This is a genomic window from Nonomuraea monospora (assembly GCF_039531895.1).
Classification (GTDB): domain Bacteria; phylum Actinomycetota; class Actinomycetes; order Streptosporangiales; family Streptosporangiaceae; genus Nonomuraea; species Nonomuraea monospora.
Map to the genome: position 1 here is coordinate 52,686 of NZ_BAAAQX010000037.1, position 14,683 is coordinate 67,368.

Genomic DNA, 14,683 nt, shown 5'->3' on the forward strand with positions numbered 1-14,683 from the left:
CCAAGGGAGGCACAACATGACCGTTCTCGTCACCGGGGCGACCGGCACCGTCGGACGGCAGGTCGTCAGGAACCTGCTCGACCGCGGGCAGCGGGTGCGCGCCCTCACCCGCGACCCCGCCCGCGCCGCCCTGCCGGCGGGCGTCGAGGTGGTCCGCGGCGACCTCACCGACTCCGACGGGCTGGAAGCCGCTTTCGACGGCGTCACCGCCGCCCACCTGATCAACTTCGGCGGCGACTACCGGCCGCTGGCCAACGGGCCGCACCTGGTGAAACTGGCCGAACGCGCCGGCGTCCGCAAGGTCACGGTGCTGGGCGGCTGGCAGGAGGGCACGCTGGAACCCGCCGTACGGGCCGGCGGGATGGAGTGGACGTTCCTGCGGCCGCTGCAGTTCATGGCCAACTTCCTCACCGACTGGGGCGAGCCGCTGCGCACCACCGGCCGGGTGCGCGAGCCGCACGGCGACCGCGAGAGCCCGCCCATCGACGAGTACGACATCGGCGCCGTCGCCGCGACGGTGCTGACCGGGGACGGCGGCCACGGCGGACAGTCCTACCTCCTCACCGGCCCCGAAGTGCTCACCGCGCGCGGGATGGTCGCGATCATCGCCGAGGCGACCGGCCGCCACCTGCGCTTCGAGGAGCTGACTCCCGACCAGGTGCGCCGCGAGTGGGCCGCCGAGGGGCGCAGGCCGCCGCTGTCGCTGTTCCGCGCGTTCTCCGAGGTGGACGGCGTCGGCGACGCCGACCTGGTGGAGATGCTGCTGCGGATGTACGGCACGCCGAACGAGCTCGCCACGACGCTGACCGGCGAGGTCGAGCGGATCACCGGCCGGCCGCCGCGCACGTTCGCCGAGTGGGCCGCCGAGCACGCCCACCACTTCCTGCCCTGACACCCCACTGCCACCGGAAAGCGAGAAACTGATGATCGTCATGACCGGCGCCACCGGCGCCTTCGGACGGCTCGTCGTCGAGCGGCTCGTCGTCGCCGGAGCCCGCGTGCGCGCCGTGACCCGCTCCCCGGAACAGGCCGGGCTGCCCGGGGAGGTGGAGCTCGTCCACGGCGACCCGTCCAAGCCCGAGACCACGGCCGGGTGCTTCGACGGCGCGGACACCGTCTTCCTGCACCCTCGCGCGTTCGGCGACTCCGCGCGGCGGCTGCTGGCCGTGGCCGCCGGACGAGGCGTGCGCAAGGTGGTGGCGCTGTCGGCGATCAACGTCGACGACCCGTACGAACTGCAGCCCTCCCGCTGGCGCGGCGACAGGAACAAGGAGGCGGAACAGGACGCCATGGCCAGCGGCCTGACCTGGACCAGCCTGCGGGCGAGCAGCTTCGCCGGCAACTCCGCGCAGGCGTGGGGCGGCCAGCTCCGCGCCGGCGACGTCGTCCGCTACGCCTACGCCGCTTTCCGCGAGCCGGTGCTCGACGAGCGCGATCTGGCCGACGTCGCCGCCCGCGCGCTGCTCACCGACGAGCTGGACGGACGCAGGCTGGAGCTGACGGGGCCGCGGTCGTTGTCGCACGAGGAGATGGTGGGCGTGATCGCGGCGGAGCTGGGCAGGCCGCTGCGGTTCGAGGAGGTCCCGGCCCAGGCCGTCGCCGCCCACCTGGTGGCCAACGGGCTGCCCGAGCCGTGGGCGCGCGCGCTGATGGCCCGGTACGCGCACTACCTCGGGCAGGGGCGGCAGGTGGTGACGGACGAGGTGGACAAGGCGCTGGGACGGCCCGCGCGCACGTACGCCGAATGGGTGGCCGACCACGCCGCCGCCTTCAGCAACGGCTGACCCGCCGGATCATCGGACCAGCCAGCCCTTTCCTTCGGCGATCTCCACCGCCTCCGTCCTGGTCCGGGCGCCCAGCTTCTGGATCGCGGCCGACAGGTGGTTGCGGACGGTGCCGGGCGACAGGTAGAGCCGGCGGGCGATGTCCGCGATCGTGCCGTGCCCCCGGGCGGCGGCCAGGACCTCCGTCTCCCGGGGCGTGAGCGGGGAGGCGCCCTCGCTCAGCGCGGCGATCGCCAGCGACGGGTCGATCACCCGCTGTCCGGCCGCGACCTTGCGGATGGCGTCGGCCAGCTCGGTCACGGGCGCGTCCTTCAGCAGGAACCCGGCGGCGCCCGCGGCCATGGCGGCGTGCAGGTACCCGGTGCGGCCGAACGTGGTGACGATGACCACCTTGGTGCCGGGCACCGCCTTGGCCAGCCGGCGCGCCGCCTCCAGCCCGTCGATGCCCGGCATCTCGATGTCCAGCAGCGCCAGGTCGGGACGGAAGGCCTCGCAGGCGCTCACCACCTCGTCGCCGCGGCCCACGTCGGCCACCACCTCGATGTCGGGCTCCAGGCCCAGCAGGGTCGCCATCGCGCCGCGGAACATCGTCTGGTCCTCGGCCAGCAGCACGGTGATCGTCATGGTGTCTCCCGTAGGTCAGGGCGGGTCCAGGGGAACGGCCACGCTCAGCCGGAAGCCGCCTTCCGGGCGTCTGCCGACGCTGATCTCGCCGCGCAGGGCGGACGCGCGCTCCGACAGGCCGGTGAGACCGTTGCCCGACGGGGGCGCGCTCGCCGGTTCGCCGGGGCGTGAGGTGGGTGCTGCGGCCTGGTCGGCGGGGCGTGAGGTGGGTGCTGCGGCCTGGTCGGCGGGGCGTGAGGTGGGTGCTGCGGCCTGATCGCCGGGACGGGAGGTGGGTGATGCGCCCTGATCGTCGGGACGTGCGGCTGGGTGTGCCGGGTCCGGGCCGTCGTCGCAGATCTCGACGGCGGCGCGGCGCGGCTCCAGCGCGAGGGTGATCGAGCAGGTGCGCGCGCCGCTGTGCCGCAGCACGTTCGTGACGCCTTCGCGTACGGTCCACGCCAGCAGCCCCTCCACCGGCACCGGCAGATCCCAGCTCTCCGGCATGGCGACGGTGCACGCGATCCCCGCCGACCGCGCGGCCGAAACCGCCCCCGCCACCTCGGCGGCCAGCGCGGGCTGCCGGTAGTTCGTCACCGCCTGCCGCACCTCCGCCAGCGCGCGGCGGACCACGGTGTCGACGTCGGCCAGCTCGGCGTCCGCCCGCCCGGCGTCCACCGGGACGAGCCGCCTGGCCAGCTCGGTCTTCACGGCCACCACCGACAGGCTGTGCCCCACCAGGTCGTGCAGGTCCCTGGCGATGCGGTTGCGCTCCTCCACCACCGCCAGCCTGGCCAGCTCCCGCCGCGTCTCCCGCAGCTCGTCGATGAGGTCGGCGGTGCGCCTGCTCTGGCGGGCGAAGACGCCGGGCAGCAGCACGAACACGCCGAGCACGACGGCCGCGCCAGGGTCGGCGCCGTGCGGCAGGGCCAGCGCGACGCCCGCCACGCTGATCGCGGCCATCTCCTTGGTACGCAGCTCCCAGCCCGCCTGCCGGGTCGCCCACGTCGAGACGACGATCCAGTGCCAGCCCGCCCACGCCTCCAGGCCCAGGCACGCCGCGACGAGCAGGAGGTAGCGGCTGCGGCTGGGGCGTACCCTGACCAGGCCGCCCAGCGCGACGACGCCGAGGGCCCAGGGCACCACCAGCACGCGGCTCCAGAGCGGCGGCTGGGCGGCGAAGTGGTACACCAGGGCCCACGCGGTGGCGGCGAGCATCAGCAGCGACCGCACGTCGAAGCCCCCGGCGAGCAGCGCTCGCCGGGGGCTCAGCCAGATGCGGGCGCTCATCGCGCGCGGGCCCTTCCGCCGCCAGGTGCTCATCGCGCGCGGGCCTTCCGCCGCCAGGTGCTCACCGTGCGCCGGCTTCCCGCCGCCACAGCAGGAGCGCGGCAGCGGCGGCGGCGAGCGCCCATCCGGCCAGCACCGCCAGCCCCGTGACCTGCGGTACGTGTCCACCGGCGATCGCGTACCCCGCCTGGGCCAGGCTGTAGGTGGGCAGGTACGGCTGCACGGTCGCCAGCACGCCCGGCAGGGTGCCGGACCCGATGATCCCGCCCAGCGCCGCCAGCGCGAAGAAGATCACCACCAGGCCGATCTGGGCCGTCTTGCCCTTGAGGGTGAGGGCGAGGCTGAGCCCGAGGAGCGCGAAGGGCAGCGACCCCAGCACGAGCAGCCCGGCCAGCGCCGCCCACTGCCATCCGCTCAGGTGCACGCCGCCGACGGTCACGGCCGCGACGCCGACGCCGGCCACCCCGGGAAGGATCATCAGCACGCCCTGGACGAGCTTGCCGGCCAGCCAGTGCGCGTCGGCCAGCGGCGTGACCCTGAGCTGCCGCAGCCAGCCGCGCATGCGGTCCTCCGCGACGCCGCCGCCGGAGCCGATCAGCCCGCCGCCCGCCGCGGCGTAGACGGCCATGGCGACCATCGCGAGCGCGGAGTCCGAGGTCCTGCCGTAGATGAGGTAGAGCCCGACGGGCATGATGACGAGCAGGAGCAGGTACCGGACGTTCCGGAGGGACCGGAAGATCTCAAACCGCACGAAGCTGAACATTACGCACTCCTTCGGGGGAACGTAAGGGTCGTCAGGGGTAGGGGTCAGCGCTGCGACGAGGTGAGCTGGAGCAGGGCGTCCTCCAGGCCCGCGCCCGAGACCTCCAGGTTCCGCACCCCGCCGATCGAGGAGTACAGCGCGGCCACCGCGCTGTCGGCGTCGGCCGTCGTGAGCGTGACGGCGCCGCCGCGGACGGCGACCCGCGTGACGCCCGGCAGGGCCAGCAGCCGCGCGGCGTCGGGGGAGTCGAGCACGCAGCGGACCGTCCTGCCGCCCGCCATGGCTTTGATCGTGGCCGGGCTGCCGGTGGCGACGACGGCGCCCGCGCCCAGGACGATGACGCGATCGGCGTAGGCGTCGGCCTCGTCCAGGTAGTGGGTGGCGAACACGGTGGCCGTGCCGCCCGCGCGTACGGCCGCCCAGAACGCCCGCCGCGACTCCACGTCCATCGCGACCGTCGGCTCGTCGAGGAAGAGCAGCTCGGGACGGCCCGCCATGGCGACGGCGAAGCGCACCCGCTGGGCCTGCCCGCCGGAGAGGGCGTCGCAGCGGCGTCCGGCCAGCGCGGTGAGGTCGGCCAGCTCCAGGACCTCGGCGACCGTGCGGCGCCTGCCGTACAGGCGGACCGCCAGCCGGATCACCTCGGCCACGGTGCTGTCGGCGGGCAGCCCGCCCGACTGCAGCATCGCGCCGACCCTGCCCCGCGCGACCGCCCGGTGCGGCGCGGTCCCGAGTACGGTGATCTCGCCCGCGTCGGGCACGGCCAGGCCGAGCATCAGGTCCACGGCGGTGGACTTGCCGGCTCCGTTGGGGCCGAGCAGCGCCACGGTCTCGCCAGGCGCGACGTGGAAGGTGACGTCGTCGAGGGCGCGCACCCGGCCGTAGCTCTTGCTGACGGCGGTGAAGGTCACGGTGTTCTTCATGGGGATTACGCTAGATTCGCGCCCTCTCGCAGATAAGTGTCCGCCATCGTGACTCCACCCGTGACGATCGTCATGGGTCTGGCCTGGCACCCCACCCAGCTTCCGATCCGGAGAAACGGCATGGCCGAGGAGATCGCCACCAAGCTCGCGGTGCTCATCGACGCCGACAACGCTCAGCCAGGAGCCGTCACAGGGCTGCTGGCGGAGGTCGCCAAGTACGGCACCGCCCACGTCAAACGCGCCTACGGCGACTGGACGGGAGCGAGCCTGAAGGGCTGGAAGGAACACCTGCTCGCCCTGTCCATCCAGCCTATCCAGCAGTTCGCCTACACCACCGGCAAGAACGCCACCGACGCGGCCCTCGTCATCGACGCGATGGACCTGCTGTACTCCGGCCGCTTCGACGGGTTCTGCATCGTCTCCAGCGACAGCGACTTCACCCGGCTGGCGCAGCGCATCCGGGAGTCGGGCCTGACGGTGTACGGCTTCGGCGAGCGCAAGACGCCCAAGCCGTTCGTCGTGGCCTGCGACAAGTTCATCTACATCGAGAACCTGACCTACGCCCCCACCGGCGCCCCGCTCACGGATGCCGCCTCGCCGCCGCCGCGTCCGGCCGCGCGGCTCAGGGCGGACACCACACTGGTGAACCTGCTCCGCAACGCCGTCGAGGCGTCCTCCGACGACGACGGCTGGGCGGGGCTGGCGTCCGTCGGACACATCCTCATCAAGCAGAGCCCGGACTTCGACTCGCGCAGCTACGGGCACGCCAAGCTGAGCGACCTGGTCGCCGCCACGACGCTGTTCGACCTGGACCGGCGGCCGCTCGGCGACGGGAAGCCGGCCGTCATCTACATCCGCGACAAGCGCCACCGCGACCCGGGGCCCAAGCCGAGACAGCCGTTCCCGTCCGACGACGCCGGTCGCGGCTAGATCTCGGGCACGCGAGTTGGCCAGGTGTTCCAGCGGACCCTCGCGTTCGGGACCGGGCAGCCGTATAGTGCAAGTTGCAATATTGAAGGGAGAAACATGGCGCGACGCCCCGACCTGGTCGGCCTGACCGTGCTGGCCATGCTGTCGGTACGCGCCAGCCACCCGTACGAGCTGCACCGCTTCATCGTCGACACGCACAAGGACTACGTGACCGGGCTGCCCAGAAGCCTCTACCACGCGGTCGAGCGGCTCGCCGGCGAGGAGCTGATCGTGCCGGTCGAGACCAGCAGGGAGGGCCGGCGGCCGGAGCGCACGGTCTACGAGATCACCGACGAGGGCCGCCGCGAGCTGGCGACCAGGATCCGGGCGCTGCTGGAGAACCCGGGGGCCGAGCGCCGCACGTTCACCGCCGTCGTCTCCCTGATCGGCGTCCTGCCGGTCCCCGACGCGCTGCGCGCCCTGCGCACCAGGGCCGCGACGATCGAGGGGGCGCTGGCCGCGATGAGCGGTCATCTCAAGGCCATGCGGGACAGCGGCCTGCCCGACGTCCTGATGATCGAGGTCGACTACGAACGTGCGGTCAGCGAGGCGGAGCTGACCTGGCTGCACCAGCTCATCGCCCGGCTGGAGTCGGGCGAGCTCGACTGGCCGAGCACCGTCAGACAGGAGCTCCTGGGACAGGTGCTCGGCGAGTCGTGACAGAAAGATCGGCCGCCGGGGTGCGCCAACACCCCGGCGGCCGGACATCCGGAACAAGGCGCCTGCCCTGCCTGGAGTCGCAACCTCAGGATAGGCGCCGCGACCACGAGGAGTTGCGTCATGTCCGATCTCACCGAACTGCTGGACAGCCTCGTCGAGGCCTGGAACGGCGGCGACGCCGCCGCCTACGCGGCCGTCTTCACCGACGACGCCGACTACATCACCTTCGACGGCACGCACCTGCGCGGCCGGGCGGCCATCGAGTCCTCGCACCGGTGGCTCTTCGACGGGCCGCTCAAGGGCTCCACCATGTCCGGCGTCGGCGACGCCATGATCAAGCCGCTCGCCGACGGGGCCGCGCTGGTGATCGCCGGTGGCGGCACCGCGGTGGACGGGCGGCACCGCCCCTCCGTCGTCACCTTCACCGCCGTACGGACGCCGGAGGGCTGGCGCTTCGCCTCCTTCCAGAACACCCGGGTGGCGGCACGATGAACAAGAAGCTGATCACCGAGGTGGCGGGCATCGTCGAGGCGCCCGCCGCCCGGGTGTGGGCGGCGCTGGCCGCCGAGCTGCTGCCCGGCGACCGGCCGCGCTCCGGGCGCTTCGCCGTCGAGGACGCGCCCGGGCACACCTCCACCGTCGAGGTGGCCAGTCACACCATCTCGATCCAGGGCGGGTGGTGGTACCGGGGGGAGTGGAGCGTCGAGCCGCATCCCCAGGGGGCGCTGGTCGTGCACCGGGTGTTCAACGTGGCGGAGTGGATGAGATGGGCGGTGCCGCCGGCCAACCGGATGTTCGCCGGGTTCGCCGGGACGACGCGGCGGGGGTTCGCCGAGCTGCTCGCGAACGTGGGACGCCGCACGCAAGCCCCGGCCCGCCCGACCTGAGCCGGTAGGCGCGGAGCGGGGCGGGGGCGGCAGGCTGGGCTGGTGGCCCGGCCTGCGGTGGCCTCGCGTGCGGCGGTCTCGCGTGCGACGGCGTGGCGTGGCGGTGGCCTGGCCTGCGGTGGCCTCGCGTGCGGCGGTCTCGCGTGCGACGGCGTGGCGTGGCGGTGGCCTGGCCTGCGGTGGCCTCGCGTGCGGCGGTCTCGCGTACGGCGGCCTCCCGTGTGGTGGCGTCGCGTGTGGTGACCTCGCCTACGGAGGCTTGGCGCGTGCGGTGGCCTCGCGTGCGGTGGCCTCGCGTGCGGTGGCCTGGCGTGGCGGGCGGCAGGTGCGTGACGGCCTGGCCTCGGTTGGCGGTCCCGGCGTGATGACCGGTCCGGCGGGGCGGGCCGCCCGCTTCGGGCGTCAGGGGAGCGGGGTGGTGCGGGCGCGGGCGATCGCCTCGGCGTGGTCGGCGGGCAGCAGGTGCCCCGCCGCGAGCGCCCGGTCGGCCGCCCGGGTGAACGCGGCCACGTAGTCCTGCTGCGTCGGGTAGAGCTGACGGATCCGCGCGCTGCTCAACCCCGTGGTGGCCCCCAGCAGCAGGCAAGCCCCCGCCACCTCGCCCCCGGAGTTCGTCGGCGCGTACGCGGCCAGCGGCGCGTCCAGGTCGGGCAGCCGCACCCCGCCCAGCGCGTTGCCGTCACCGTCGCGGCGGACGCTGCCCAGCAGCAGGCTGATCTGCGGCCCGGCGGGCGGCGCGCCGAGGCCGCGGGTCCACCGGTCGAGGTGGTGGTAGGCGGCGTTGGAGGCGTACCGCCAGGTCATGGCGTTGACGGGCTGGTCGCAGGAGATGGGCCGGCCGTCGTTGATCGCGCGGTCGCGCGCGTTCTGCGCGTTGTACTGCGCCAGCCCGTACGCGTCCGCGTGCGACGTGCCGGCCACCTCCCACGTGCGCACCCTCGCGCTGTCGGCCTGCCGGGCGTCGGAGAACGTCCGGACGTCGGTCTCGGACTCGATCTGCAGGACGGGCACGGCGCTGTCGGTACGGATCCGCGCCGTGAGAGGCAGCGAGATCAGCCCGTCACCGATGGGCGCGGCCCCCGCGCCCCGGCCGTGGATCAGGATGCCGTCGTAGGCGGGCACGATCGGCTGGATCGCGTTGGCGAACGTGGCCAGCCGCCCCGCCGACTGGGAGTGCCCCGCCGCCAGCACCTTCGCGGGCGCGCCCGTCCCGAGGAGCGCGGGCGCGTTCGCCCGCACCGCCTCCGCCGCCTGGGCGAAGATCGAGTACGACAGCGCGTCCGACGCCAGCGACACCTGGCCGTAGCGGGCGGGATCGAGGCTCTTCAGCTTGTCGGCGCCGACCTTCTGCGTGGTGACGCCGACGTAGGCGTAACCGGCGCGGGTGAAGTGCTCGTAGGACTGGGACCACTCGACGCCGATGTCCACGCCGAAGCTGACGTTCAGCCACTCCATGACGACGGTGCCGTTGAACCTGGCGGGGTCGGCGGGCCGCTCCACCAGGAGGCGGGTGGTGTAGCTCTGCGTGGTTCCGGTGGCGCGGGCGCCCCACTGGCCGCCGCTGGTCCAGACGCCGACCTTCTGGTACGTGTCGGCGCGGCCGCTCATCAGGAACTCCCGCTCCTCGTAACCGCGGGCGGCCAGGTCGGCCACCGTGGCCCCGATGGGACGACCGTTCCCCGCCCCGGCCGGAACCTCCGCAACGGTCGGCACGGGCGCCGACAGCGCGACGGCAGACGCAGGCACCGACAACGCGACGGCAGACGCAGGTGCCGACAGGGCGACGGCGAGCGCGGGTGCGGGCGCCGACAGCGCGACGGCGGGCGCGGGTGCCGACAGGGCGACGGCCGGTGCCAGCAGGCACCACACCATCCTGAATCGGGAGCGCAAGAACATGGTGAGCTTCCTCCTCGCGGTTCCAGAGCGCGACGACGACAGTCTCCGCCGCAGCCCCACCCCCGGCATCAGGGAAATCACCAGTGCTGCACCCGCCGGGAGCCGATCACCCCGGCCACCTCCTCCGCGTCCGCGAAGCACCGGTGCAACGACCCGCCCCCGGTCGCGTCCCCGATCACGTGCACCCCGAGCGGCGCCGCGCACCCCGCGAGCAGCCCGGTACGCGGAACGACCCCCTGCGACACCAGCAGAGGCCCAGAAGCGGGCACCCACTGCTCCTCGTCGAAGGACCGGACGAGCAGCCGGTCGGGCTCGACGGCCAGGACGGTGGACTCCAGCAGCACCCGAACCTTCGGGTTCCCGGTCAGCCGCGGCACCATGAGGATCTTGGCCCGCCGCCCGACCTCCGGTGCGAGACTCGCCTGGGAGCCGATGAGCAGCACCTCCGCCCCGCCGGAGGCCAGGTGGTCGGCGACGGCGACGCCTTCCCGGTCGGCTCCCCACACGACGCAGGCGCGGGGCACGTCCCGGCTGAGGGCGAGCCAGTCGCGGACGTCGATGACGTGCGGCAGCCCGGCGCCGGGGACGCCGGAGGGCACGCGTCCCGCGCCGCCGGTGGCCAGCACGACGGCGTCCGCCCGGTGCCGGGCCAGCTCCTCGCGGGTCACCTCGACGCCGGTGCGCACGCTCACGCCGAGCCGCTCCAGCTCGTCGGCGCACCACCGTACGAGGCGGTGATGCTCTGGGTAGGTGCGCAGCCGACCGGCGAGCGCCGCCCGGCCGCCGACGTGCTCCTCGCGCTCCAGCACCTGGACGTGCTGCCCCTGCTCGGCCAGCAGTCGCGCCACCTCCAGCCCGGCCGGTCCCGCGCCGACCACCAGCACGGAGAGCCGAGTAGCGGACGCCTCCGCCAGGGGAAGGTGCTCGCGGACGTCTCCACCGGAGGGAAGGTGTTCGCGGATGCCTCCGCCGGAGGGGAGGTGCTCGCGGATGCCTCCGCTGGCGGACAGGTGTTCGCGGATGCCTCCGCCGGGGGGCAGGTGCTCGCGGCCGGCGCGGGCGTTGACCGTGCAGGGGATGGGTTCGCCGCTGCCGAGCCGGTCGATGCAGTGGTTGCAGGCGATGCACGGCCGGTGGGGCCGTCCGGCGAGGGCGTGGCGTGGGAAGTCGGGGTCGGCGTGCAGGGTGCGGGCCAGGGACACGAAGTCGGCGCTGCCGCCTGACACGATCGCCTCGGCGGTGTCCGGGGTGCTGATCCGTCCGGCGACGCCCACCGGCAGCCCCAGCGCGCGGTAGCGCCGGGCGTACGGGGCGAGCAGGCCGCGCTCCCACTCGGCGGGCTGGATGATCCACTGCCCCGCCTCGTAGGAGCCGGCCGAGACGTCCAGGAAGTCCAGCAGGTCGAGCCGGGTCCGTGAGATCAGGTCGTACGTGCGCTCCGCCGTCAGCCCGCCCTCGAACCCCTCGTGCGCGGACACCCGCAGCCCGACGGCCACCTCGCGCCCGGCCCGCTCGCGGACGGCCTCGACGACCAGGCCGAGGAAGCGGAGCGGGTCGGCGAACTCGTCGGTGCGCAGGTTGCGGGCGGGGGAGAGGAACTGGTGGACGAGGTAGCCGTGCGCCCCGTGAATCATGATCACGTCCACGCCCGCCTCGCGGCAGCGGCGCGCGCCCTCCGCGTACGCCTCCACCAGCTCGTACACCTCGGCGGCCGGGGCCTGTCGGGGCAGTTCGCCGCCCGCGGGCAGGCAGGGGACGGGGGAGGGGGCGACGGGCCGGAACCCGCTGACGGCGCTCTGCGCGGTGCGCCCGCCGTGATTCAGCTCGACGCCGAACAGCGCGCCGCCGTCGTGCACGGCCTTGGCCAGCCGGGCCAGGCCGGGGACGCGCGCGTCGGTGTCCGCGCCGAGCTGGCGCGCCCGCCCCTTGCCGTCGGCGCGCACGTAGGCGGCCTCGGCGAACACCAGCGCGGCGCCGCCGTGCGCCCGGCGGGCGAGGTAGGCGGCGTACCGGTCGGTGGCGGTGCCGTCGGGCTCGCAGTAGTTGCGCTCCATGGGGGCCGAGACGAACCGGTTGCGCAGGCGTACGGGACCTAACGCGAGGGGGCGGCCTGCGGCCGGTCCGGGAGGGGGAGGCACGCGGGCTCCGTCCTGAGAGTACGGACTAGATAGTCCACTAGGCTCCAACCCCGTCCCCACCAAGTCAAGAGCCACGTCTAGTCAGCTAACTCACTAGTACGTACATTAAGAAAACCGCAGCACCCTGCTGGAGAGGAAGAAGTGATGGAGTCATTCCTGGTCGGGTTGATCGGCTCGGGCATCGGCCCCTCCTGGAGCCCGCCACTGCACGAGCAGGAGGCCGTGCACCACGGCTTGCACTACGTCTACCGGCTGCTGGACACCGACCGGGTCGGCGGCGAGGTGGGCGAGCTGGTCCGCACCGCCCGCAGGTTCGGCTACGACGGGCTGAACATCACCCACCCCTGCAAGCAGGCCGTCATCCCGCACCTGGACGAGCTGTCCCCGGACGCCCGCATGCTCGGCGCGGTCAACACCGTGGTGTTCGACGGCGAGCGGGCCATCGGCCACAACACCGACTGGACGGGCTTCGCCGAGTCGTTCGCCCGCGGCCTGCCGGACGTGCCCACCCGCAGGATCGTGCAGCTCGGCGCCGGCGGCGCGGGCGCCGCGGTGGCGCACGCGCTGCTCACGATGGGCGCCGACCGGATCACCCTGGTGGACGCGGACCCGGCGCGGGCCGCCGCGCTCGCCGGGGAGCTGGCCGCCCGCTTCGGCGCGGGACGGGCCCGCCCCGCGACCACCGGCGAGCTGCCCGAGCTGCTGGCCGGGGCCGAGGGGCTGGTGCACGCGACGCCGACCGGCATGGCCCACCATCCTGGCCTGCCGCTGCCCGCCGAGCTGCTGCACCCGGGCCTGTGGGTGGCCGACATCGTCTACCGGCCGCTGGAGACCGAGCTGCTCAAGCAGGCGCGCGCGATCGGCTGCCGGACCCTGGACGGCGGCGGCATGGTCGTCTTCCAGGCCGTGCACGCCTTCCGGCTGTTCACCGGCCGCGAGCCGGACGCCGAGCGGATGTTCGCCCACCTGACCGATCTCATCGCCGTCTAAGCAGGAGGAACCGTGCGCAAGTCCATCGCCACCGTGTCGGTGAGCGGCACTCTCCCCGAGAAGCTGGAAGCCATCGCCGCCGCCGGGTTCGACGGTGTGGAGATCTTCGAGAACGACCTGCTGGCCTGCCCGCTCTCCCCCGAGGAGGTCCGCTCCAGAGCCGCCGACCTGGGCCTCGGCATCGACCTCTACCAGCCCTTCCGCGACTTCGAGGCGGTGCCGGCCGACGTGCTCGCGGGCAACCTGCGGCGGGCCGAGCGCAAGTTCAGGGTGATGGAACGGCTCGGCGCCGACCTGCTGCTGGTCTGCTCGAACGTCTCGCCGGACGCGATCGGCGACGACGAGCTGGCCGCCGAGCAGCTCAGGCTGCTGGCCGGGCGGGCCGCCGAGCACGGCGTCCGCATCGCCTACGAGGCGCTGGCCTGGGGACGGCACGTCAACGAGTACCTGCACGCCTGGCGCGTCGTCCGGATGGCCGACCATCCGAACCTGGGCACCTGCCTGGACAGCTTCCACATCCTGTCGCGCGGCTCCGACCCGATCGGCATCGAGGCCATCCCGGGCGAGAAGATCTTCTTCCTGCAGCTCGCCGACGCGCCGCTGCTGGCCATGGACGTGCTGCAGTGGAGCCGCCACTACCGCTGCTTCCCCGGGCAGGGCAACTTCGACCTGGCGGGGCTGACCGCGAGCGTGCTGCGGGCCGGGTACGCGGGGCCGCTGTCGCTGGAGGTGTTCAACGACGTCTTCCGTCAGGCGTCGGCGGAGCGCACCGCGCTGGACGGGATGCGGTCGCTGATCGCCCTGGAGCAGAGCCTGGACGGGGTGAGGCATCCGGCCGTGCCCGCCGGGTTCGCGTTCGCCGAGCTGGCCGACACCGGCACCCTCGGCGGGCTGCTGACCGCGCTCGGCTTCGCCCGTACGGGGGCGCACGCGAGCAAGCCGGTCGAGCTGTGGTCGCAGGGCGAGGCGCGGCTCCTGCTCAACTCCCGGGCTCAGGAGTCGCATGACGGCCCGGCGCTGGTCGCGATCGGCCTGGACAGCCCCGACCCCGGCGGCGCCGTCAAGCACGCCGGATCCCTGCTGTCTCCGGTGCTGCCCCGCGAGCGCGCCCCCGAGGACGCCCCGCTCGACGCGATCGCCGCCCCCGACGGCACCGAGATCTTCTTCTGCGACACCGCCTGGCTCGCCGACTTCGGCCAGGGCGCGCCCGTCGAGGGCAGCGTCACCCGCATCGACCACGTGGCGCTCACCCAGCCGCTGCACTACTTCGACGAGGCCGCCCTGTTCTACCGCGGCGTGCTCGGCCTGCGCCCGCAGGAGAGCCTGGAGCTGCCCGACCCGTACGGCCTGCTGCGCAGCAAGGCCATGTCGTCCCCCGACGGCGCGGTCCGCATGGTGGTGAACATCGCGCAGGTCGGCGCAGGCCACCACCCGTGGCAGCACATCGCGCTGGCCTGCGACGACGTGGTGGCGACGGCCCGCAGGCTGCGGGCGGAGCACCCGGACCTGCTGCTGCCCATCCCGGACAACTACTACGACGACCTGGAGGCCCGCTACGAGGTCGATCCCGAGCTGCGCCACCTCGGCGTGCTCTACGACCGCGACGGCCGGGGCGGCGAGTTCCTGCACCTGTACACGGTCACGGCGGGCCGGGTGTTCTTCGAGCTCGTGCAGCGGATCGGCGGGTACCAGGGTTACGGGGCGGGCAACGCCCCCATCCGGCTCGCCGTGCAGCACGCGGGTGCTTAATCCTGCGGCAACACCCTTGTAATGTACGAAC

The 14,683-nt window shown here is 73.7% G+C and carries 14 protein-coding genes; 8 read left to right on the forward strand and 6 right to left on the reverse strand.

Annotated features, from left to right (window positions below; translation table 11 throughout):
* Window positions 1–16: 16 nt before the first annotated feature.
* Together ABD331_RS46740 and ABD331_RS46745 are read left to right on the forward strand one after the other, a co-directional pair.
* The gene (locus ABD331_RS46740) at window positions 17–892 is read left to right on the forward strand and encodes an NmrA family NAD(P)-binding protein (RefSeq protein ID WP_344490647.1); all 876 of its coding nucleotides are present in this window, start codon (window positions 17–19) and stop codon (window positions 890–892) included.
* 31 nt (window positions 893–923) lie between these two features.
* Window positions 924–1,784, forward strand: a complete 861-nt coding sequence (locus ABD331_RS46745) for an SDR family oxidoreductase (protein WP_344490650.1) — start codon at window positions 924–926, stop codon at window positions 1,782–1,784.
* Between the two features lie 9 nt (window positions 1,785–1,793).
* Here ABD331_RS46745 and ABD331_RS46750 read toward each other — a convergent pair whose 3' ends face one another.
* The 4 genes from ABD331_RS46750 to ABD331_RS46765 form a co-directional block, all read right to left on the reverse strand.
* The gene (locus tag ABD331_RS46750; RefSeq protein WP_344490653.1) at window positions 1,794–2,408 is read right to left on the reverse strand and encodes a response regulator transcription factor; all 615 of its coding nucleotides are present in this window, start codon (window positions 2,406–2,408) and stop codon (window positions 1,794–1,796) included.
* A 15-nt stretch (window positions 2,409–2,423) separates the two neighbouring features.
* Window positions 2,424–3,677, reverse strand: a complete 1,254-nt coding sequence (locus tag ABD331_RS46755) for a sensor histidine kinase (protein ID WP_344490656.1) — start codon at window positions 3,675–3,677, stop codon at window positions 2,424–2,426.
* A 61-nt stretch (window positions 3,678–3,738) separates the two neighbouring features.
* Window positions 3,739–4,440, reverse strand: coding sequence for an ABC transporter permease (locus ABD331_RS46760; RefSeq protein ID WP_344490660.1), 702 nt, complete (start codon window positions 4,438–4,440; stop codon window positions 3,739–3,741).
* Window positions 4,441–4,484: 44 nt separating this feature from the next.
* The gene (locus ABD331_RS46765) at window positions 4,485–5,363 is read right to left on the reverse strand and encodes an ABC transporter ATP-binding protein (RefSeq protein WP_344490663.1); all 879 of its coding nucleotides are present in this window, start codon (window positions 5,361–5,363) and stop codon (window positions 4,485–4,487) included.
* Between the two features lie 60 nt (window positions 5,364–5,423).
* Between ABD331_RS46765 and ABD331_RS46770 the strand changes: the two genes are divergently transcribed.
* The 4 genes from ABD331_RS46770 to ABD331_RS46785 all read left to right on the forward strand — a co-directional run bounded on the left by ABD331_RS46770 (window position 5,424) and on the right by ABD331_RS46785 (window position 7,879).
* On the forward strand, window positions 5,424–6,293 hold the full coding sequence (locus ABD331_RS46770) for an NYN domain-containing protein (RefSeq protein WP_344490666.1): 870 nt from the start codon (window positions 5,424–5,426) through the stop codon (window positions 6,291–6,293).
* 96 nt (window positions 6,294–6,389) lie between these two features.
* Complete coding sequence (locus tag ABD331_RS46775) at window positions 6,390–6,992, forward strand: PadR family transcriptional regulator (protein WP_344490669.1); 603 nt, start codon at window positions 6,390–6,392, stop codon at window positions 6,990–6,992.
* Window positions 6,993–7,112: 120 nt separating this feature from the next.
* Complete coding sequence (locus ABD331_RS46780) at window positions 7,113–7,484, forward strand: SgcJ/EcaC family oxidoreductase (protein WP_344490673.1); 372 nt, start codon at window positions 7,113–7,115, stop codon at window positions 7,482–7,484.
* Entirely contained in the window at window positions 7,481–7,879 is a 399-nt protein-coding gene (locus tag ABD331_RS46785; protein WP_344490676.1) for a hypothetical protein, read from the forward strand. The genes ABD331_RS46780 and ABD331_RS46785 overlap by 4 nt, the downstream gene beginning before the upstream one ends.
* 402 nt (window positions 7,880–8,281) lie before the next feature.
* Here the strand turns inward: ABD331_RS46785 and ABD331_RS46790 are convergent, their stop codons facing one another.
* Both ABD331_RS46790 and ABD331_RS46795 read right to left on the reverse strand, forming a co-directional pair.
* The gene (locus tag ABD331_RS46790; RefSeq protein ID WP_344490679.1) at window positions 8,282–9,775 is read right to left on the reverse strand and encodes an alpha/beta hydrolase domain-containing protein; all 1,494 of its coding nucleotides are present in this window, start codon (window positions 9,773–9,775) and stop codon (window positions 8,282–8,284) included.
* Between the two features lie 77 nt (window positions 9,776–9,852).
* Window positions 9,853–11,913, reverse strand: coding sequence for an oxidoreductase (locus ABD331_RS46795; protein ID WP_344490682.1), 2,061 nt, complete (start codon window positions 11,911–11,913; stop codon window positions 9,853–9,855).
* Window positions 11,914–12,057: 144 nt separating this feature from the next.
* On the opposite strand from ABD331_RS46795, the gene ABD331_RS46800 reads away from it, so the two are divergent.
* Together ABD331_RS46800 and ABD331_RS46805 are read left to right on the forward strand one after the other, a co-directional pair.
* A complete protein-coding gene (locus ABD331_RS46800; protein WP_344490685.1) occupies window positions 12,058–12,903 on the forward strand; it encodes a shikimate dehydrogenase in 846 nt (281 codons plus the stop codon).
* 12 nt (window positions 12,904–12,915) lie between these two features.
* On the forward strand, window positions 12,916–14,652 hold the full coding sequence (locus ABD331_RS46805; protein WP_344490688.1) for a bifunctional sugar phosphate isomerase/epimerase/4-hydroxyphenylpyruvate dioxygenase family protein: 1,737 nt from the start codon (window positions 12,916–12,918) through the stop codon (window positions 14,650–14,652).
* Window positions 14,653–14,683: the final 31 nt, after the last annotated feature.